We start from the raw sequence: 20,842 nt of genomic DNA on the forward strand, positions 1-20,842 counted from the left end.
CTCCGTTATATTGCCTGCTTAAATGGTAGGCCTAGCTAGTTGATCTTCTTTTAAAAATATAAGAATTTATAAGTTGTTCACATATAAATAGGCTTATATTTCTCGGACTGAAACGCGCCGCGCCGCCAAAGGACGGCGAAAGCCGATTCACCTTGAAATATAGGAAAGTATATCATTTCGCCATACTTTCTCTCTATTTCTCGGACTGAAACGCGCCGCGCCACCAAAGGACGGCGAAAGCCGTTTCACCTTGACCACAACTTAAATTACACGATTACGGACAGCTTGTACAGTATAAAATATTTGTAAACTATACCTGTGCCGATTCCGGCTGCACTGCTTTCTCGGTGCTTGGTTCTCCGATTGCTGCCTCAGCCTCGGTAGGCTCGTCTGCCAGCTCAGCGGATTGCTTCTCTTCTGCCAGCGTCTGCTGGGCAATCTGGAACTTGCCGATTTTGCGGAATTTGCTGTAGCGGTCTTCTTTCAGCTCTTCCGGAGTCATGGCGCGAAGCTCCTGCAAATGGATCCACAGCTTGGCTTTCAAGTGCTCTGCTGTAAAAGCCAGATCACGATGCGCACCACCCTGCGGCTCCTCTACAATGTCCTCGATGACTTCAAACGCGAGTAAATCCTTGGCTGTAATCTTCATTGCTTCTGCGGCCTGATCAGCTTTCGATGCATCCTTCCAGAGAATCGAGGCTGCTCCATTCGGCGAAATCGCAGAATAGATCGCATTTTCCAGCATCAGCACCCGGTTGCCTACGCCAAGCGCAAGTGCGCCGCCGCTGCCGCCTTCGCCAATAACGACGCAAATGATCGGTACCCCGAAACTAGCCATGTCTCGCAAATTACGGGCAATTGCTTCCGATTGGCCCCGTTCCTCAGCAGTATTGCCAGGATAAGCGCCTTTCGTATCAATAAAAGTAATAATCGGACGATTAAATTTATTGGCTTGCTGCATGAAGCGCAGCGCCTTGCGGAAACCTTCCGGGTGGGGACTTCCGAAGAAACGGGCGATGTTATCGCGCGTATCCTTGCCGCGCTGGTGTCCGACAACCGTTACCGGTACGCCGTTCAGCTTGGCAAGTCCGCCTACGATAGCCAAATCATCGGCAAACAGGCGGTCGCCATGCAGCTCGATGAAATCGGTAAACACCGCCTGAATGAAATCCAGCGTCGTGGGACGCTGTTGATGGCGCGCTACATGCATTTTTTGCGCGGGGGTCAGCTCCTGGTACATTTCCTGTTCCAGCTGCTTGCAGCGCTCCTCAAGCCGGGCAATTTCCTCGGAAAAATCCATGCCATTGCCCGCCGCGAGCGTTTCCAGCGTTTTTATCTTTTCTCTTAAATCACTGAGCGGTTTCTCGAACGGAAGCTCACCCGCCATTAGACAATCCCTCCCCTGCGGTATGCATATCAAGCAGTTTGGTCAGCATATGCTTCATGTCGTTACGGTGTACAACCATATCAAGCTGTCCATGCTGCAAATTGAATTCCGCCGTCTGGAAGTTGTCCGGCAGCTTCTGACGAATCGTCTGCTCGATTACAATGCGGCCTGCGAAGCCTACTAACGCGCCAGGCTCGGCCAAATTGTAGTCGCCAAGACTTGCGAAGCTCGCCGAGACGCCACCCATCGTTGGATCGGTGAATACCGAGATAAACAAGCCGCCCGCTTCATGAAGCTTCGAGAGCGCTGCGCTTGTTTTGGCCATTTGCATGAGGCTGAGAATGCTTTCCTGCATGCGTGCGCCACCCGATGTCGAGAAAATAATAAGCGGCAGGCGCTTGTCAAGCGCCGCTTCTACAGCCCGCGTTATTTTTTCCCCTACGACCGAGCCCATGCTGCCGCTGAAAAAGTCAAAGCTCATGACAGCGACAACGACAGGAAGACCGCCGATAGTTCCTTCGCCGGTAACAACTGCTTCACGCAAGTTCGGGTTCTTAGCCAGTTGCTGCTCCAGCTTGCTCGCATAACCTGGGAAACCAAGCGGATCTTCCGATACAAGATCGGTATCGTATTCCGTTAGCTGTCCTTCATCAAGCGTCATGGCAATGCGCTCCCAAGCCGAAAGGCGGAAGTGATAGCCGCAGGAGGAGCAGACCTTCAGATTCTTCTCCAGCTCTTTGCTGTATTGAATCGTTCCGCACCGCGTACACTTATTCATCAGTCCTTCTGGAATGTCGCGTTTAGGGCGCTCCGAAGGTACTGTCGCGTATTTCTTCTTCGTAAACAAGTCCTTTATTTGCACGTATGACACCTCTCAAGGCGCAATCGAATAAGGGAATCCATTACGGCTGAAACAAGGAGTTAAATACTTCTTGAACTTCCTCCAGCTCACCCGACGGCACCAATATTTCGAATTGCTGTTTAGACAGATTGACTGGACGGATCTTCACAAGAAATCCTTCTTCCGTAAGCCGTTTCTTGATATTCTCTGCGATTTTTGCTGTTGGCGCGATATAAATGACCGTCCACATTGTGGTACCTCCTGAAAACTTTGCTACGGGCAAAGTTTACATCTTAAACATAGCTAAGTCCCGTTAACAGGTCATATGATCTTATAATAGTATCATAATCATGGGGAATCGGGCAAATGGTATTGCTGCGCTTTCGGGTCCTGATGTGCAATTCTTGCTGAGGCTGCTGCCGCAAGTCCTGCTACGAGATCATCGAGGAACACATGAATATGCCGCCCCTTAAGATTAAGCTGACTTATAATGCCAGGCTTCACTTTATCCAAATAACCAAAACTCGTCAAGCCGATCATCCCGTACACATTCGTAATGCCAAGCGCCAGCGTCTCGTCCACGCCATACAGCGACTCGTCATTTTCCATAATCGCCTGAAGCGGCTCGGGCAATAACTTGCGCTCCGCAAGCTCGTCTAGTGCGATGCCCGTATATAGAACATACTGCACCTCTCGCTTGCCCAGTACAGCCCGGACGCTATCCTCGCATTCCTTCATGCATAAGCTCGCATTGTAGGGCCGCTGTAGTGTATATACAATTTCAGCAATATCATCAACCTTCACTCCGCGCTTGCCCAGCCACGCTTCAATTTTGGATGTCGAAGCCATGTCCATCCCTCCCATGCTTGTACGCTGCAATGCAGCGTAAGCAGCGGCAATGCGGATTTCGCGGCCCTATTAATGCTGCAGCCTTTCGCGGAAGCTGTATCCCTAAGCCCGCAAGCAGCAGCTGGCCTCCCGCATTTCTCCGCTTGTATCCCTAAATGTATGCGGATAACAGAAGATATGTGCATCATTTTGAATTCGCTTGCGGAGAGGTCACATGGCTGGATAGGGTTAAAAATAGGGCTGGTCTTCGCTCTAGACAGCGAAGACCAGCCCTATGAGGGATCGCTATGCCATGATTTGCTGCTTGCGCCTATTTGACGACGACCGCGCCTTCGCCGAACAGCTGCTCAATCTCGCCGAACAATTCCGGCGATGGCTTGACGCGGTAGCTGTCGCTAAGGGCGATCAGCTTCTGTTCGCGCTCGTAGAACAGAACGGTGTCCAGCTGGCCGGGGTGCTCGGCCAGCAGCTGCTTGAGCCGCTCCAGCGCGGCAAGCTGCTCGCGCGCGGCTGCGAGCTTGATGTAAACCCGCTGGCGCTTTCGTCCAGCGGGTTCCTGCCGCGGTGCCCGCGGCTGCTGCTGCGCTTCGCCCGCAGCAGCCGTGCCGGGCCCGCGGCCCGCCGGGGCGGCTGGCGCTGCCGCCCGCGCCCCGCCCTGGCCCTGCCCGGACGGCTTCGCCTGCCCGGGACCGGGCCACGCGCCTCTCGCGGCGCGGGCTTGCGCTTGCCGCTGCAAGCGCTGCGCCTGCTCTGCGAGCGGCGCCCCGGCCGCAGCAGCTCCGCCTGCAAGCGGCACAACATCCTCCAGGATGAGTTTAAACTCCTCATCCTGATGCTGCACGGTCGCCTGCACAATGGCGAGGCCTCCCTTTTCCAGCTTATCCCCGCAGCGTTTCCACACGGCCGGGAACACAACGGCTTCGACGCGGAGGATGCGATCCTCCAGCTCCAGAAAACCCATCGCATTGCCCTTCTTGTTCGTGAACGGCTTCAGCGACACAATGTGCACCGCCGCTACCGCCGGCGCTCCTTCCGCCGCATCCGCAAGCTCGAACAGCCGGTCGAGCCCAAGCGGTGCAAGCTGCTCCTCCACGGCGTCGAGCGGATGCCCGGACAAGTACATGCTTAGCAGCTCGCGCTCAAACTCCAGCTGCTCAGCTGTGGAGAACGGCCTGATATCCGGCAGCTCCACATCCCAGTTCTGCACCTCATCGAAGCCAAACAGCTCGATCTGCAGCTCAGCGCGCTCCTTGCGCCATTTCACCGCCGCCTCGACCGTCTCCTCCAGGGCACCGAGCAATTGCGCCCGGTGTCCCGGCAGCGAATCGAAGGCTCCTGCTTGAATCAGCGACTCCAGCACGCGCTTGTTCACGACGCGCAAATCGACGCGGCGGCATAGGTCGAGCAAGCTCACAAACGGCTTGTCCTCCCGCTCCTTCCGCAGCGCTTCGATCGCCTGCGTACCAACATTTTTAACCGTCGCGAGCCCAAAGCGCACCGCTCCTTCAACTGGCGTGAACGTTACGCCGCTCTCGTTGACATCGGGCGGCAGCACCTGAATGCCCATTCGGCGGCATTCATCGACGTATTCCGCCGTTTTCCGCTGGTTGCCATTCACGGACGCCAGCATCGAAGCCATAAATGGAACCGGATAATGTGCCTTCAGCCATGCCGTTTGAAAAGCCAGTACGCCGTAAGCAGCCGCATGCGCCCGCGGGAACCCATAGTCTGCGAAACGCACGATCATATCGTAAACGAGATTCGCCTCGTCCTCGCTGTAGCCCTGCGTCACGCTGCCCTTCACAAAATGCTCCCGCTGCTCATCCAGCACTTCGCGCTTTTTCTTCGAAACGGCACGGCGCAGCAAATCTGCTTCGCCCAGCGAGAAACCCGCCATGCTGGAGGCAATCTGCATAATTTGCTCCTGATACACGATAATGCCATACGTATCAGCAAGAATCGGCTCTAGGGATGGATGAGGATATTCCACCTGCACCTCGCCATGCTTGCCTTGAATATATTTTGGAATAAATTCCATCGGACCAGGCCGATACAAAGCCAGGACTGATACGATATCTTCAAACTCCGACGCCTTCAAGTCCCGCAACACGCGGCGCACACCGGAAGACTCCAATTGGAAAATACCCGTTGTCTCGCCGCGGCCGAGCATCGCATACGTTTCCGGGTCGTTGTCTGGAATCGTGCGAAAATCAATCGTCTCTCCGTACTGCTCCTTCACCCAATTCAGCGTCCGCTCCAAAATCGAAAGGGTGCGCAGTCCCAGAAAGTCCATCTTGAGCAGACCAATCGCTTCCAGATGCTCCATCGAATATTGGGTCAAAACAGCCCCTTCGCCGCCCGCTTGCAGCGGCACATACTCCGTCAGCGGCTCGCTGGCAATAACAACTCCAGCCGCATGCGTAGAGGCATGGCGGGGCATGCCCTCTACCTTAAGCGCCATATCCAGCATCGCTGCCGTCTTAGGCAGGCGCTCCGCCGCCTCGCGCAGTCCCTCAGTCGTCCGCAGCGCCTCGGCAAGCGTAATGCCGAGCTGGCGCGGAATGAGCTTCGCCGCGCGATCCACCTCGGCGAACGGCACATTCATCGCGCGTCCGACGTCGCGGACCGCTGCTTTCGCCGCCATTGTGCCGAACGTAATAATTTGGGCAACATGCCCTTCGCCATATTTTTTGGCGACATAGGCAATGACTTCATCCCGGCGCTCATCATTAAAGTCGATATCAATATCGGGCATCGATATGCGCTCCGGATTTAGAAAACGCTCAAAGAGCAGCTTGTATTTCAGCGGATCTACGTCGGTGATCCGCAGTGCATAAGCAACCAGAGAGCCGGCTGAAGAGCCCCGTCCCGGGCCTGTACGAATGCCCTGCTCATGGGCAAAACGAATAAAATCCCAGACGATTAGAAAATAATCGCTAAAACCCATTTTTTCAATAACAGACAGCTCATAGGCTAGCCGCTGCTCAGCCTGCCGGCGGAAGTCCGGCTCCTGCGTCCACTCTGGCAGCAAGCTGTATCTCGCAAGCAGTCCTTCGCTGCATAGCTGCTGCAAATACCCTGCTGAGCTTGCCCCCTCTGGCACGGGATGAAATACCGGAAGCGGCGCCCGTCCAAAAGCCAGCTCCAGCGTACATTTATCTGCGATGGCTGCCGTATTGGCAATAGCCTGCGGGACATGGCGGAATAGGGCAGCCATCTCTTCCCCGCTTTTTAAATACATTTGGTCCGTCTGCATTTTCATACGGTCCTCGTCATCGACGGATTTGCCCGTTCCAATGCAAATAAGCACATCCTGCATTTCCGCGTCAGCAGCAGTAATATAATGAACATCGTTCGTAACCGCCAGCTGAATGCCAGTTTCCTGTGCCAGCTCAATCATTGCTGCATTCACTTTTTTCTGCTCCAGCAAATGATGGTCCTGTAGCTCCAAATAAAAATCATCGCCGAAAATGTCCCGATACCGCTGTGCCGCCTTGCGCGCTTCCTCCGGACGGTCATGCAGCAAATGCTGCGAAACCTCGCCTCCAAGACAGGCACTCAGGCAGACGATGCCCTCCGCATGCTTAGCCAGCATTTCTGGATCGACGCGCGGCCGATAATGAAAGCCTTCCAAATGGGCAATCGAGCTCAGCTTCATGAGATTGCGATATCCGGTTTCATTTTTGGCAAGCAAAATTAAGTGATAGATCGGGTTTTCCTTGCGCGAGCCCTTCTCAAACCGCGAGCCTGCGGTCATATACATCTCACAGCCTACAATCGGCTTAATGCCATGCTGCTGGCAGGCACGGATGAACGGAATGGCTCCATACATGACGCCATGGTCCGTAAGCGCCAGCGCCTTCATCCCCAGCTCCGCAGCGCGGGCTGTCAAATCGCGTATTCGCGCCGCGCCATCAAGCAAGCTATATTCACTATGAACGTGCAAATGCACGAATGGCGACTCATTAGCGGTCATTGCGCCTCGCCCCCTCAGGTGTTCCATCTCTATTTGTCTATTTTATCATAATCGCCAAGGCACCGCCCATACAATGATAATAGGAGCCGGACGGGCTCCACTTGGCGAAGAGAGCTGGTGAGCGAAGTGAATTATTTTTTGATGAAGGCAGGGCTCGATTTCTTTATTGCCTTTGGCGTCGTATTAGGCGGCTCAATGCTTGCTGGCATTGGATCGGTGTTTCTTCTGATGCCCCCCACCTCCATGATGGTCAATACAGCGGCAAATTTAAAAATATGGGCTATAGTAGCCGCAGTAGGCGGCTCCATTGATCCAATGCGTGTCATAGAAAGCAACATTATGGAGGGGCATCTGTCCCCCGCGGCACAGCAGGTCGGCTATATTATCGCTGCTTTTCTAGGGGCTCATATGGGCACAGAGCTAGTCAAGCTCATTTGCAAAGGGACGGGCTAAGCGATGCGGCTGCCCCCGTTTGAGCGATATATGAAAGGGCTGCAAATGTTCGGCATGCTTCTGCTCGGCATGATTGTCGGCGCGGTCGTTTACAACTCCCTCTATCAAGCGCAATTCGAGGCGCTAGTCAGTCTCAAAAGCGAGCTCGAAATTCAATTGGAGCAGTACGAGCAGGACATTAACAACCTGAAGGATTTCAAGCATCAGCATACGGTCATTAAGAGCATTTTGCCGCGAATCGAGCTGGAAGCCGGGCAAAACGCAGGTCGCCCGCAGCTGGATAAAATGACGGAGGCCGATCTGATTCGGCGGATTAAAGCCGATCTTTCCGTGTTTATCGGGCAAAGCATTTACGAAATTGATTCCAATGCCCAGTTTGCAAGGAAGCTGCTAAGCAAGAGAGTATACAACGATGTGCTGGAGAAGGATTACGAGGTCGAGGTAAAAACGATGCTTGTCGTCGAGAACGTGCTGCATCTGTGGATTAAAGTCCGCCTGCATGATCGCGGACCGAGCTAGAAGAACGCTGACGCTTCTCCAGCTCAACCTTTCCATTCCGCTTCGCCTTTTTCACCACGCTTCTAGTGATTCATTATAAAAAGCAGTGCAGCATAAAGACATGCGCTGCACTGCTTCTGTTTTGGAAGGTATTCATGCTACAATAGCAGCAGAAATACGGAATAAAGCATCATCATTCCGCTTGCAAAGGAGCTGCTTTAAAACCAATGGACTCACTGATGCAATATTTATTTGCACCCGTCATCTTCCTCACCTTACTGCTGACGGTTATTTTCAGCTACAGATCCCGCAGGGCCACCGATGGCGCAATGCGTATGCTGTACGGGGCTAGAATGAATATAAGCATGGGCGTCATGCTCATATTTATCGCCGGCGTTCAGCTCTTTCTGTCCAATGAATCCACCGTGCGCATCGTTATCGGGACGCTATTCATGGTCATTGGCCTATTCAATCTTTTCGCTGGCCTGCGCAATCTCAGCATGCTGCGCACGACGCGCCGCTAATGAAAGGCAGCGGCGAACGCTGCGCTATTATAACTTAGCTTCATTCTCCGCTTGCCTTCTTCAGAGCAACCGCCCCGGTTGCTTTATGTTTAAGGATCAATCATCTGGGCTGACATCATCGCTTTCGCTGCCAGCCCGCCCCGATCCCACACTTCAATTTCCAGCTTCGTTGACTTGCGGCTCATCTCCATCGCCCGCGGTATAATCGTTATTTCACTGTCCATTTCAACCGGCTTAACAAAATAAGTCGTCATGCTCTCAAGCAAATAGTCGCGTTTCCCCGTCTCGCGAATCATTCTTCTGCCCGCCTGTGTCATAAGCGTAACGAGCACGCCTTCCGATATCATGCCAAGCGAGCCTGACATTTGCGGCGTTACGACCCCTTTATAAACAAACTCGCCCGCTGCATCTTCGCTAGCCATAAATCTTGACCACATTAAATCATCGAACGTTTCGCCCGATTCCGGCTGTTTGCCCGCAAACCGGAGCGCATCAATTACCTGCTGGCGGCTAATGACACCAAGCAGCTTGCGATGCCGATCAACGATGGGCAGCAAATCGATTCCTTCCGCCGCCATCGTATGAGCAGCGGATGTAACGGTAATATTCGGTGCAGCCGTAATCGGATGGCGGGTCATCAGCTTATCCACGGTCTGCTCATCTGTTGCACCGGAAGCATCCTTTGCTGTCATCATGCCTACGACTTTACCACGGTCATCCACCACGGGAAAGCGCGAATAACCTGTTCTGCGCCGCAGCTCCTTGAAGCTGCCTGCCGTTTCACTCGGATGCAGCACATCGGCGGGCCTGCTGAACGTAACCAAATCTTCTATCAGCATCACTTTTCGCTTAATAAGGCGGTCATACATAGCGCGGTTAATCATGGATGCAACGGTAAACGTATCGTATCGCGAAGAGAGAATCGGCAGCCCCTTCTCATCAGCAAGTGCTTTAACCTCCTCGCTCGTCTCGAAGCCGCCTGTAATGAGCACGCCTGCTCCCTGCTCCAGCGCCCGCTTGTGCGCACCGATCCGATTGCCGACAATAAGCAGGCTGTCCTCATCAATATAACGCAGCATAGCATCAAGCTCCATGGCTCCAATGACGAACTTATGCAGCGTTTTCTCAAGGCCTGATGCGCCACCGAAAAGCTGGCCTTCTACAATTTCCGCCACTTCGCCGAACGTAAGCTGGTCAAGTGCTTCTTTTCTTTTACGGTCGATGCGTACCGTCCCAATTCGTTCCTTTGTGCTGACGAGTCCGGTTGCTTCCGCTTCTTTAATGGCTTTATAAGCTGTTCCTTCACTGACTCCCAGCGTTTTTGCAATTACTCTGACCGAGATTTTTGTTCCGATCTTCAGCTCTTGTATATGTGCAAGAATCAGTTCATGCTTGGTGCTGGTCTCTGAACCGGAACCGACTTTAGACACACCTGTACCTCCCTCTGGCTTTCAACACTGCTGGCTAACTTTTAATGTTTTCATTATACCAATCCACCATAACGGCGGCGACCTTAAGTTTGGCGTCTATTTCCTGGCCCTGCTTATTCACAAATCTATATTTATCGAAAACAGGCTGCAATACACTCTTGCTTAAAGCCGTACTCATTCCTTCAATAATAAAAGCTTGCCAATCATAAACAATCGGTACGGAGTATCGCAGCTGATAGGCAGGCACATCTGTCAGCTTAAGCGATTGCTGCGGAATTTCCTCGTATACAGTGGAAAATAAAATAGAGGCCTTCTCGCTATAAGGACGCGATGCCACTTCCGATTCCAAGCTGATTCGATACTCAACCAATTGCGAATGGGGCTCAACCCGGCAGCGCAAAATACCATGCGCAAGCAGCAGCTTCTCCTTTTTATGAAAAATCGTATAGCTCAAGCGCACGTGGAAGCGTACTTGACGGTAATGCAGCTGCACTTTTCGAAAAAACTCAAATTCGTCTACCATCTTCCAATCTCCTTGTAAAAAGAACCTTTTAAGTAAAAAGAAGTTTAATAAGGACCATTTTACATAATTATAGTGAAGTCGAGTATTTTCGTCAATGACTTTAGTCATTATATTTAATAGGTTCTATAGAACGTTGTTGGTTGGCATCTAAAGCTCTATCTTTAGGCTGAGGTGAACAATTTGAGTAAATTTGCCCGATACATTGGAGATAACATCCGCACACTGCGCAAAATAAGAGGGCTTAGCCAGGAGCAGCTGGCGCTCAGAGCGGACATTAATGCTTCGTATATGGGGCAAGTCGAGCGAGGAGAGAAAAGTCCAACCGTCGATGTACTCGGCAAAATTGCCGCAGCGCTCGACTCTCCACTGGAACAGCTTGTTCATTTGGATGCTTCGCAGCAGACAAGCCCAGAAGACAATAGTTACGCTGACAAAATCGCCCATCAACTACATGGACTAACCGTCAAAGAACAAGAAGCGGTTTACAAATTCGTAAAGCAGCTCGTCCAGTTCAAAGAATTGGATTAATGATTGAAAAAACAAATAAGGCTCAGCGACCATCGCTGGGCCTTATTTGTTTTTGTTTCGTTATTGCTAGCTAGCCTCGCGCGCCCCGCCTAGCAACGACCTGCTGCAGCTTGCGCTCCAGCGCCTGGCGTTTGACACGTTTAATGCGCTGCATCTGCTGCCTCCTCGCCTCACCTTGCATCAGCGCATCAATTTGCGCCGCCACAATGACTAGCGAAAAGACCAGCCAGACGATGCCGAACAGGCTTGTCCCGCTCCATGAAGCGCCCAAATCCAGTCTTGGTACCCCGTAGACTAGCATCGCTACCGCAGCTAGCAAATATAATACATGACGGCTCCTGCCTTTTCTCATATTCCTCAGCTCCTCTGTAGCACTCCTCACATTATATGAGGCAAGGACGAGGGATATGACCGCAGGCGTTAATCAACGATGGATTTTAGCACATCGGACATAATGCGGTTTATGTCCTCAAAAACGATGGAGAAGCGGCGCTCAGCCTCCATCAAGCCGCTGACGAGCGGATTCAGCGAAATGACCTCGTACAGCTTGTTCAGCGTATCCATATCGGCAGCGGAAGGCTCCTCGCCCGCCATCATTTTCTGCTGCAGCTCGTTTTGGCGCTCGCGAAAGTTATCAAGCAGCCCTTTTGCATCGGGATCAGCCTCAGCAGCCTGCTTTGCTTCCTTCAGCAAACGTGCTTCCTCGCTATCCTTTAACGCTTTGGCCAGTTCATACGTTTTGTCGTATACATTCATGGCTTTTCCCCTCCATTATTTGCTTAAACAGCTGATGGTATCTAATCACCAAGGGATAGATGTCCTCATATGATGAATTAATTCGTGCAAAACACCCAGCGGCTCTTAACCCGCTTGCCGGAATCCTCCTGCTTGGAAGGAGATTTACGATGCTCAAATCGAAAGTAGCCGTCCAGGTTATCAGCTCAGGCATGCTCGCCGAGGATACGCTCATGCTGGGCGAGGCCTATATGAAACAGTGGAAAATCCCTCAGGGCCAGCCTGTAGTGATGACTTTCGGCTCACTTAAGCAACATGTCAAAGTATTACCCGTCGCACGTTATGATGGCATTCGAATTAGCCAGAGCCTAGCGCGCAAAATGGGCATTGCGAATGGCGCTGCATTAAGAATCAACTATAAATCCGGATCAGCAATACTTTCACTCGGCCCGCTTATCGGTATTCTGATCAGCAGGGATTATCCAGGGACACCCGATAAGCCGTTCGGTTCTATCACCATGTTCTGCAAAGAGCTGGTTGATGGCTGTGCCGCGCAAGGCGGGCATGTGTGTTTCTTCACTCCCGGCCAAATTACTGGCGAGCAGCAAACCGTGGAAGGCTGGATCTATGCGGGTGGCTGGCAAAGGGCGTCGCTTCCCATTCCAAATGTGATTAACAATCGACTTACTTCCCGAAAACTAGAGAACAAACCCAGCGTACAACATTTTTTCAAAGAAGTAAAATCCAGGTTTCAGACGACTGTTTTTAATGAAAAGTTTCTTGATAAAACGGAAGTTTTCGAAGCGCTCAAGAAGGATGAAGCAGCCCTCCGCTATTTGCCAGAGTCCTACTCATTGCGCAGCTTTGCCACTCTTAAAGGCATGTGCAGCAAACATGCCAACATCTTTTTGAAGCCTGTCAGAGGAAGCCTTGGCAAAGGGATCATCCGAGTATCAAAGACTGAAAACGGCGGTTACCAAGCCCAATTTACTACAACCACAGGCTCCCGAAAGCAGCTTTATCCAAACCAGCTCAAACTGTATTCTGCCATCTCAGCGAAAATGAAAACCGTCCGCTATCAGGTACAGCAAGGCCTCCAGCTGATTGAAATCCAGAAACGGCCCGTCGACTTCCGGGCACTTGTACAGAAAAATGTCAGCGGCAAATGGAAAATCACTTCGATTGTTGCCCGGACAGCTGGCGGTCAGCATTTTGTTTCTAACCTCGCAAGAGGCGGCACATTAAGTACCGTTAGCGAGGCGATTTCCAAATCCAACCTGACGAGCGGCCGAGCGGATGCCTCAAGCAGGCTGCAGCAAGCAGCGCTCCTCATTGCCAAAGGGATTGAGACGCATATCCCCGCCCATTTCGGTGAGCTCGGCATCGATCTGGCTATTGATGCAAGCGGCAGAGTATGGCTGCTAGAGGTCAACTCCAAGCCTTCCAAAAATGACAATACGCCACTGAATGATAACAAAATTCGTCCATCCGTTCGCATGGTTATTCAATATTCCCGATTTTTATCGGGCTTCTAGCGGAGGCGCCTATGACAGCAGAAGGCATGACGATTGGATTATATGTTGCTTCCATTGAGATGCATGCCTCACAGGAGGAGCCGAAGCTTCCCGAGCCTGCCTTTTACAAGCAACTTGCGGAAACCGCTAGAAGGAAAAAGATTGATCTTTACGTCTTTTCTCCCTGCGAATTTAACGAAGATAACGGCCAGCTTCAGGGCTATCGTTTTCTAAATGAGCGCTGGGAGAAGGGCATCTGCAAGCTGCCCGATATTATTTACGATCGGCGCTTCTGCAAAAACACAGAAGAGCAGCTTGCCTGTCGCAGCGCTCTGCAGGCTATTGCAGCCCGCAAGCCGCACATCATTTTGAACGGCAGCCTCCCGTCCAAGTTGGACGTTTACGAGGCGCTTGCGAATGATGAGCGTATCCAGCCGCTGCTGCCAGCTACCCAGCGTTATAGCCATGGCGCAATGCTGCGAAGCCGACTCTCAGCTCCAGGCTCCGGGCTGTTTCTCAAGCCCGCCTCAGGCATGCAGGGCAAAGGCGCATTGCTGCTCCAGCGTCATGCTGCCGGCTACTGGTCCGTCTCAGGGCGCAGCAAAAGCAATCTCTCCTTTCAGAAGCGGATAGGCAGTCAGGACGCTCTGGAGCAATGGCTAGCCAAGTTTATCGGGACTGCCAGCTATATTATTCAGCCGTATTTGCAGCTCCAGCTAAAAACGGGCGAACCTTTCGATATAAGGGCTTTGGTACAGAAAGATGCGTTAGGCCTCTGGCAAGTAACTGGCCTTGCAGCCCGCTGCGGACAGACCGGCTCGATCACCTCCAACCTGCACGGTGGGGGCGGAGTCAGATCTGCGAAGGAACTGCTTATAGCTGAATACAGCGAAGCGGTAAATGATCATCTATTGAAGCAAATTCACGAAATAAGCCTGTATGCAGCAGTACAGCTTGAACAGAGATTCGGCAGACTTGCTGAGCTTGGACTTGATTTTGGCATTGAGCAGGGCAGACGATTATGGCTTCTGGAAGCGAACTCCAGACCAGGAAGATCGGCGTTTAGGCGACTTGGCCTTGAGGGATGTGCTGCACAATCTCTTGAGCGGCCACTAGGCTATGCCCAAATGCTGGCCCGCCGTCTCCATACGCCGTTAATTACTCCATCACCCGTATTAGACCGTTCTCGGTATGACAACGTTCAGGAGGTTCTTCCATGAGTTTGACAACTTGCAACGTACACTTTTCCCAACAAACCGATCGAGTCGTCTATCTGTCCAGTCCGCTTCTTAAAGAACTGAAGCTGTCAGGCAAAAAAACGATGCTCCTCAAGCTAGGCAGAGAAGTCATTACCGCTGCCATTCGCCCAGTCAAGCGCCAAGGCAACCATCTGTATTTATCGGCGGGCGTCCGCCAGTCTATCAAAGTACCGAAGACTGGCAATATTTATTTGCTTCAATCTGGAAATAATGAAATTCAGCTTGGACCCTTGGTCGGGATCTTAAGCGATATTGGATCCCCTTCCTCTGATAGTGCGCCATTTGGCGCAAGAACCGGCTTCATTAAGCAAGTCATCCGGTCGGGAGAGCGCAAAGCGTATCTGTTCGGCTTTACTCCAAACGACATCAACTGGCAGCAGGAAACCGTCAATGGCTACTTTTTGAACGCCCAAGGCAATTGGTATCGCAAAACGGTGCCGCTTCCTGACGTTGTGTACAATCGGCTTCCCAGCCGAAAAGCGGAAACCTCGACCATGATCAACTCGCTGCGCGAACGGTTTGTAAGGAAGAAAATCCCGTTTTTCAACTGGAGCTTTTTCAATAAATCAGATGTCTATAAATTGCTCGATAAAGACCCAGAAGCCCTGCAGCATTTGCCTGAATCGGTGTCGGGTCCTACACCCGATAAAATCAAGGAGATGCTAGAAGAGCATCAATTCTTATATTTCAAGCCTACAGCCGGCAGCCTTGGCATCGGCATTTATCGCTTGACCTACCATCCTAAGCGGGGCTATTTCGCAAGGTACCGCAAAGGAAATCAAAATGTGCTGCTGCGCTTTACGAACTTCCAGAGCATGATCCGCATGCTGCATGCCCGCCATGGCAGCTCTCTAAATAACTATGTCGTCCAACAGGGAATACGGCTCGCCGAAATTGACGGCTGTCCGCTTGATTTCCGTTTTCATATGCATAAAAATGGCCAGAACGAATGGGTGCCCGCAGGAATTGGCGCAAAAAAAGCCGGACGGGGCAGCGTCACTACCCACGTCAAAAACGGCGGCTCCCTCATGACACCGCAGCAGGCACTAAGTCGGACCTTCGGCAGCGAAGCCGCCGATGTGCTGGACAAAGCGAAACAAGTAGCCATCAACCTTTCGGAAGCCATTGAACGCAACTATCCTCACCGTCTTGGCGAACTGGGGCTTGATATCGGCATCGATAAAAATAGCGAGATATGGATGTTTGAGGCCAATGCCAAGCCTGGACGTTCTATTTTTAAGCATCCTTCCTTAAAATCGGAAGGTCGCGCCTCACTGGATTATATTATTGAACATTGCCTGTACCTCAGCAAGTTCCAAGGGGGTGACAGCTGATGGAGCAGCTGGTTAAAGAACAGGAATCAACAGCGGAGATCCGGGCCGGAAGGCCCGTACTCGCTATTTTGACCATAGAGGATGATATCCAGCTATTTCGTGGCAACCGCAGTAATTTTGCTGATTTAATTCGTGTAGGTCGTGAGCAGGGTTTTATCGTTTATGTGCTTACTGCAAAAAACTTATATTTAAGCCGTACCAGTCTGAAGGGCTTTATTTTTGACGAGCAGCAGGAAATATGGCAGCAGCGTCTGCTCCCCTTTCCAGACATCATTTACAATCGCATCCCTCAACGGGAGGATGAGCTGCTGCCAGCCGTCAAAAACAAAATCAATGCTTGTATTAAAGACCCAAGGGTGACATTATTCAACCCCTTCTTTTTCAACAAGTGGCATTTATTCGAATGGCTTCGCCAATCCAAAACTACTAAGCCCTACATCCCTTTGACCCGCAAGTTAATGTCCCTCTCCGGACTGGGCAAAATGATGCAAAAACATTCCTTTTTATATTTGAAGCCAGAAAGCGGAAAAGCAGGCAAAGGCATCATGACCATTACCGTTAAAGCCGAGAAACAGCTGCCCTTTCGTTTGAAAATCCAGGAGGAGCGCAAAAGTGCTACCTATAATTGCGCCACGATAACGAAGCTGTGGAGCCGCATCCAAAAGCAAAGCGCAGGCGAGGCCTACATCGCACAACAGGGTATCCAGCTCGCTTCCTTCAATGACCGCCGCTTCGATCTCCGTGCGCTTGTACAGAAGAACAGTAATGGCAGATGGGAAATGACAGGAATCGGCGCAAGGGTCGCCGGCTCCTCAAGCATTACAACTCATGTGCCTCGCGGCGGAATGATTGAAGATCCTGAGAAGCTGCTCATTAGTTCTTTTAATGTAGAACAGGCGCGTAGAATACTTTTGAAAGCCAAACGCACCGCCTTGCTGATTGCGAGGCAAATCGAGCGTGCCTCTGGACAGACGCTTGGCGAAATGTCGATGGATCTTGGAATAGACAGCTCGGGCAGCGTTTGGTTTTTCGAAGCCAACTCCAAACCAATGAAGTTCGACGAACCACATATTCGCCAAAAATCGCTGGAGCGTATTTTTCAATATGGATTATATTTAACAAATAAAAAAGCAAGCAAGGTAGGAGGCGCATAATGATGGAAGTGCAGCTGCTCACTCCACAACAATGGAACAGCTATCGCAAGCGACTGGCTGAGTTTGCTGTTCAGTATAGCGATAAAAGGCTGACAGCTGCCTCCATTCAGGCCTTTCGCGCCCTGGATTCTGCCCAGCTCATCACATCAGTTGAAACTGGCTATTCCGAGGCAGCCGTTTCAATCGCCAGGCAAGGCTCGCGGTTACTTGGCGTGGGCTTCGCAGTAAATGGCGATAAGCATAAGCAGGAATGCTTTTTCGTCGTCCAACCCGAAGCCCGCGAACTTGGGGTCGGAACGGCTGTCGCTCGGAGTCTGATTAGAAGATTGGGTCAATTAACTTGTCATGTTGCGGTCGACAATGTCCCAAGCATGGCGCTCTGCTTCCGCCTTGGAATGGAAGCAGTATCTATGTTCACCGGACCGACCGGCAAGCCGACGCTCCGTTTTGAAAGGAGAACTCCTAATGACGCAGCCTGTACTCGGAATATTGACGTTATATCTCAATGAGAACGGTTTGCTTGAAGAACGAGATATTTACCGTAAAATGACGACTGCTGGCCGAAAGCTGGGGCTCGACATTATTATTTTCACCCCTCAAGACGTCAACTACAAACAAAATCGCATCCATGCTTTAATTTATAATGAGGCGTCCAAAAAATGGTCGCGAAAATGGACTGCATTTCCACACATGATTTTTGACCGCTGTCGCATTCAACGTACTTATCGGTTCGATCAACTGCTGCATTTCCGTTCCCGTTATAGTCACCTCAACTTCCTCAACCGTCCGCTTCGCAACAAGTGGACGATACACCGAACGTTGATAAAGGACTCCCAATTTAAAAGCTATCTTCCTGCAGCACGTATTGCAGAAAGTGCCCAGGTCGTATCCGAGATGCTGCGCAAATATCCGCTTATTTACCTTAAACCGATTAACGGCACAGGCGGCAGAGGCATTTTGCGTATTGAGCGAAAAAAAAGCGGAAACCTTCTGATTCAAGGCCGCGACCAAGCAAGACGAATTATTAGTCCGCAAAAAATAAACGCTGCCTCCTTAAACGGTTATTTATCCGCATGGGATTTAAAAGGTACACGTTACATTGCCCAGCAGGGCATCCACCTCAAGCTGCCAAGCGGACGCGTGCATGATTACCGGATGCTCGTCCAAAAAAACGGAGAAGGCGTTTGGAGTGTAACAGGCTGTGCAGGCAGAGTAGGGCCTTCTGGCAGTGTAACTTCCAATCTTCACGGAGGTGGCCATGCCGTTCCCATGACTGAACTGCTGCAGCAGTGGGTAAGCGATGCCTCACTCGTTAAAGATATTGAGGCTGACGCCGAACAATTCAGCATTAATGTCGCCAAACATCTCGAGCAGGTTTATGGGCGGCTATGTGAGCTTGCTCTCGATCTGGCTATTGACCGCAAGGGCCAAATCTGGCTGCTTGAGGTCAATCCAAAACCTGCAAGGGAGGTTTTCGCCCAAGCGGGCGAGAAAGAGGCTTATAACCAAGCGATTATTAAACCTCTAGAATATGCCCTATGGCTTTATCGGCAGAAAAAATCCGGAAAAGCCAAAAATACCATTACGAATACCAACAACAGCAGTTTGACCCATATGGACGGCTTAAGCAAATCCACGACCGATTCCGCCTAATGATTCAAATAAAAAAGAACCTGGCTTTGACGTCCATATAGACGCCATTTCCAGGTTCTTATTATTTCACTTCATTTACCCCTCAACCAACAGATCAACGATGTCCGGCAACTTGGCGATCAGCACATCTGCTCCCACAAGTTCGGTATCCCGTCCATAGCTTGCATAAGCACAGCCAATTACTTTAAGTCCATTTGCTTTTCCCGCTTCCACATCAGAAGAACGGTCTCCAACCATCCATGCCGTTGCAATTTGATGGTCATTCAACAATTGAGCAACCAAATCCACTTTGGTCGCCGTCTGGTATTCCCCTGCGCTATACAACCCGTCGAACAAATCGTATATGCCCTTGTAGCGCGCTACCCCGCGCACATATTCTTCCAGTCCGTTACTGGCTACGAACAATTTGATACCATGCCCCTTAAGCCTTTTCAACATTTCCTCCGCTTGAGGATACAATCTACCTTCTCCTGCTTCCAGCTGTTCCAGCTCATAGCGCAGCATGAGCTCATCAGCACGCCTATGGGCCTCCTCTGAGCCATCAGGCATTACTTTTCGCCATATATCTTCCAGCAACATGCCGAGGCAGCTGAGCAGCCGCTCAATTGGCGGTGTTGGCTGATTGTAAAGTCCTTCTTCACGCAGAGTTTGAAACAATCGCTCGTGAACAGATACTAGCAGTGTATCCGTCTCAAACAACGTGCCATCCATATCAAAAATAACCGCTTCCGGCTTCGTCCATTTCGCTCCAGCCATATGTAAGTGCCTCCTCGAATTGTGTGTCCTTATCATACTAATTATGCAAAGCCCCCGCAACTCCCCTCCCCGCTCATTCTATCATTGGTTCTCTATCGAAAATGAACTCTATCCTAAAATAGCTTTGCTGTTTTTGTTGCTTACAGACATTATCCCCTTAGCTCAGAAAACTTTTTCTATCAACCGACCTAACATTTGACTTCACGCGATAACTTCGTTAAAATAAGAACATAAGTTCTCATTAATGAGAGGTGATCGCGATGCAAGCCATTTCTGATTCTATTGCAAAGTTTGATAGTTGCTTTTCCACTGATGAAGCATGCTATTCCTTTTTGTATAAAATTAAATGGCCAGCAGGTTTTCGCTGCCCTCGTTGCAATCACCATTCAGCCTATAGAATTGCTTCGCGCTGCTCTATTTTATATCAGTGCTATTCCTGCCGACATCAGACGACATTAACGGCTGGCACTCTCATGGACAAGAGCCGAACACCAATACGCAAATGGTTGCTTGTGTTGTTTCTAATTTCCCTGCACCAAATTCAGATTAACGCGGCTCAAGTAGCATTAGCTCTGCAAATAACTTATAAAACCGCCTGGAGCATGCTCCATAAAATTCGTCAATTGATAAGCCACGCCGATGAACATGAAAAGTTATCTGGTGTTATTAAAGCTGCAGTAGAGATATATGCTAAAGAACAACATTCACCTAAGTATGACTCATCTAAAGAATCTTCAATTGTTATAGCCTGCTCTTCCAGCTTTTGCTCCGCATCGCACTTTAAGTTCAAGGTTATCCCATCTGCTCATTTAAATGAAAGGCGCTTATTACGCTCTGGTGTAATGGACTTTACACGCAACTACGTTACCCATTCATGTACTAATGATATAATCATACATCCTTTGTACCGTATGGCAGATTCGAGATTTCTTAGAAGGCAATATAAACATTCCATCATTAAATTAAAAGCCTGTTTTAAGGGAGTTGGCGTTCTTCATTTGCAGTCTTATCTTGATTACATTTGCTTTTTCCTGAATAATCCCAACCTAGATCAGCATTCCCTCTTACACAAACTTACATCTTTATGTCTTAACAGACCAATATCAAAGAACACCCTACTGCCGCTGGCAATTTAACATCTCCAACTTTTATATTATTATACGGTAACCATAAATCAATACAATTTATCCCTACATAACTAATTATTCCTCCTTGTTGGGGCTGGTCTTATTACTGTTGTTTTAAACTCCAAGGAACTAAAATAACGCAATATTAGATTGAGTTTTTCTTTTCACACAATTCAATATTTCATAAATGTTGAGAGGTTCGTTATTCTCACTAGCCAAATAATATATTAGATTTGGTACGAGTTTTCTATTTAATTTTTATAACCACTGATGATCATATTCGTTAACATTCCCCTATTTT

General features: G+C 50.3%; 21 protein-coding genes. 11 read left to right on the forward strand and 10 right to left on the reverse strand.

Annotation, left to right across the window (positions count from 1 at the left end):
* Positions 1-310: 310 nt before the first annotated feature.
* The 5 genes from AC50YG_RS19670 to AC50YG_RS19690 form a co-directional block, all read right to left on the reverse strand.
* Complete coding sequence (locus AC50YG_RS19670) at positions 311-1,387, reverse strand: acetyl-CoA carboxylase carboxyltransferase subunit alpha (protein WP_494828914.1); 1,077 nt, start codon at positions 1,385-1,387, stop codon at positions 311-313.
* Positions 1,377-2,249, reverse strand: a complete 873-nt coding sequence (gene accD / locus AC50YG_RS19675; protein ID WP_099516502.1) for an acetyl-CoA carboxylase, carboxyltransferase subunit beta — start codon at positions 2,247-2,249, stop codon at positions 1,377-1,379. Before accD ends, AC50YG_RS19670 begins: the two co-directional genes overlap by 11 nt.
* A gap of 40 nt (positions 2,250-2,289) precedes the next feature.
* The gene (locus AC50YG_RS19680; protein WP_046229439.1) at positions 2,290-2,478 is read right to left on the reverse strand and encodes a hypothetical protein; all 189 of its coding nucleotides are present in this window, start codon (positions 2,476-2,478) and stop codon (positions 2,290-2,292) included.
* Between the two features lie 98 nt (positions 2,479-2,576).
* The gene (locus AC50YG_RS19685) at positions 2,577-3,077 is read right to left on the reverse strand and encodes a phosphatidylglycerophosphatase A family protein (RefSeq protein WP_341281690.1); all 501 of its coding nucleotides are present in this window, start codon (positions 3,075-3,077) and stop codon (positions 2,577-2,579) included.
* A gap of 310 nt (positions 3,078-3,387) precedes the next feature.
* Positions 3,388-7,053 carry a DNA polymerase III subunit alpha gene (locus AC50YG_RS19690; RefSeq protein WP_494828917.1) on the reverse strand — a complete coding sequence of 1,222 codons (3,666 nt, stop codon included), beginning with the start codon at positions 7,051-7,053 and terminating at the stop codon, positions 3,388-3,390.
* 126 nt (positions 7,054-7,179) lie between these two features.
* Between AC50YG_RS19690 and AC50YG_RS19695 the strand changes: the two genes are divergently transcribed.
* The 3 genes from AC50YG_RS19695 to AC50YG_RS19705 all read left to right on the forward strand — a co-directional run bounded on the left by AC50YG_RS19695 (position 7,180) and on the right by AC50YG_RS19705 (position 8,528).
* Entirely contained in the window at positions 7,180-7,506 is a 327-nt protein-coding gene (locus AC50YG_RS19695; RefSeq protein ID WP_338556630.1) for a YtrH family sporulation protein, read from the forward strand.
* 3 nt (positions 7,507-7,509) lie between these two features.
* Entirely contained in the window at positions 7,510-8,025 is a 516-nt protein-coding gene (locus AC50YG_RS19700; protein ID WP_473761895.1) for a sporulation membrane protein YtrI, read from the forward strand.
* Between the two features lie 206 nt (positions 8,026-8,231).
* The gene (locus AC50YG_RS19705; protein ID WP_430153993.1) at positions 8,232-8,528 is read left to right on the forward strand and encodes a YtpI family protein; all 297 of its coding nucleotides are present in this window, start codon (positions 8,232-8,234) and stop codon (positions 8,526-8,528) included.
* Positions 8,529-8,617: 89 nt separating this feature from the next.
* Here AC50YG_RS19705 and AC50YG_RS19710 read toward each other — a convergent pair whose 3' ends face one another.
* Positions 8,618-9,958: a DRTGG domain-containing protein gene (locus AC50YG_RS19710; RefSeq protein WP_473761897.1), complete on the reverse strand. Its 1,341-nt coding sequence runs from the start codon at positions 9,956-9,958 to the stop codon at positions 8,618-8,620.
* A gap of 34 nt (positions 9,959-9,992) precedes the next feature.
* Complete coding sequence (locus AC50YG_RS19715) at positions 9,993-10,481, reverse strand: hypothetical protein (RefSeq protein WP_473761899.1); 489 nt, start codon at positions 10,479-10,481, stop codon at positions 9,993-9,995.
* A 180-nt stretch (positions 10,482-10,661) separates the two neighbouring features.
* Between AC50YG_RS19715 and AC50YG_RS19720 the strand changes: the two genes are divergently transcribed.
* Entirely contained in the window at positions 10,662-11,009 is a 348-nt protein-coding gene (locus AC50YG_RS19720; protein WP_341281684.1) for a helix-turn-helix domain-containing protein, read from the forward strand.
* A 70-nt stretch (positions 11,010-11,079) separates the two neighbouring features.
* Here the strand turns inward: AC50YG_RS19720 and AC50YG_RS19725 are convergent, their stop codons facing one another.
* Positions 11,080-11,361, reverse strand: coding sequence for a hypothetical protein (locus AC50YG_RS19725; protein WP_473761903.1), 282 nt, complete (start codon positions 11,359-11,361; stop codon positions 11,080-11,082).
* Positions 11,362-11,429: 68 nt separating this feature from the next.
* Positions 11,430-11,765 (reverse strand): YlbF/YmcA family competence regulator, encoded by a 336-nt coding sequence (locus tag AC50YG_RS19730; protein ID WP_494828921.1) that lies wholly within the window; start codon positions 11,763-11,765, stop codon positions 11,430-11,432.
* Between the two features lie 149 nt (positions 11,766-11,914).
* Here AC50YG_RS19730 and AC50YG_RS19735 point away from each other — a divergent pair, with 149 nt between their 5' ends.
* Genes AC50YG_RS19735 through AC50YG_RS19760 form a run of 6 tightly spaced genes read left to right on the forward strand, consistent with a single transcriptional unit; the run spans position 11,915 to position 18,658 of the window.
* Entirely contained in the window at positions 11,915-13,279 is a 1,365-nt protein-coding gene (locus AC50YG_RS19735) for a YheC/YheD family endospore coat-associated protein (RefSeq protein ID WP_494828923.1), read from the forward strand.
* Positions 13,280-13,290: 11 nt separating this feature from the next.
* Positions 13,291-14,478, forward strand: coding sequence for a YheC/YheD family endospore coat-associated protein (locus tag AC50YG_RS19740; RefSeq protein ID WP_494828925.1), 1,188 nt, complete (start codon positions 13,291-13,293; stop codon positions 14,476-14,478).
* Entirely contained in the window at positions 14,475-15,851 is a 1,377-nt protein-coding gene (locus AC50YG_RS19745; protein WP_494828927.1) for a YheC/YheD family endospore coat-associated protein, read from the forward strand. Before AC50YG_RS19740 ends, AC50YG_RS19745 begins: the two co-directional genes overlap by 4 nt.
* Positions 15,851-17,005 carry a YheC/YheD family endospore coat-associated protein gene (locus tag AC50YG_RS19750; RefSeq protein ID WP_494828929.1) on the forward strand — a complete coding sequence of 385 codons (1,155 nt, stop codon included), beginning with the start codon at positions 15,851-15,853 and terminating at the stop codon, positions 17,003-17,005. Before AC50YG_RS19745 ends, AC50YG_RS19750 begins: the two co-directional genes overlap by 1 nt.
* The gene (locus tag AC50YG_RS19755) at positions 17,005-17,514 is read left to right on the forward strand and encodes a GNAT family N-acetyltransferase (protein WP_494828931.1); all 510 of its coding nucleotides are present in this window, start codon (positions 17,005-17,007) and stop codon (positions 17,512-17,514) included. The genes AC50YG_RS19750 and AC50YG_RS19755 overlap by 1 nt, the downstream gene beginning before the upstream one ends.
* Positions 17,471-18,658, forward strand: a complete 1,188-nt coding sequence (locus tag AC50YG_RS19760) for a YheC/YheD family endospore coat-associated protein (RefSeq protein WP_494828933.1) — start codon at positions 17,471-17,473, stop codon at positions 18,656-18,658. The genes AC50YG_RS19755 and AC50YG_RS19760 overlap by 44 nt, the downstream gene beginning before the upstream one ends.
* 75 nt (positions 18,659-18,733) lie before the next feature.
* Here AC50YG_RS19760 and AC50YG_RS19765 read toward each other — a convergent pair whose 3' ends face one another.
* Positions 18,734-19,414, reverse strand: coding sequence for an HAD family hydrolase (locus tag AC50YG_RS19765; RefSeq protein ID WP_473761923.1), 681 nt, complete (start codon positions 19,412-19,414; stop codon positions 18,734-18,736).
* Positions 19,415-19,674: 260 nt separating this feature from the next.
* Here AC50YG_RS19765 and AC50YG_RS19770 point away from each other — a divergent pair, with 260 nt between their 5' ends.
* Positions 19,675-20,550 (forward strand): transposase, encoded by an 876-nt coding sequence (locus AC50YG_RS19770; RefSeq protein WP_494828935.1) that lies wholly within the window; start codon positions 19,675-19,677, stop codon positions 20,548-20,550.
* Positions 20,551-20,842 lie beyond the last annotated feature (292 nt).

This window comes from Paenibacillus sp. J31R34 (assembly GCF_059383715.1).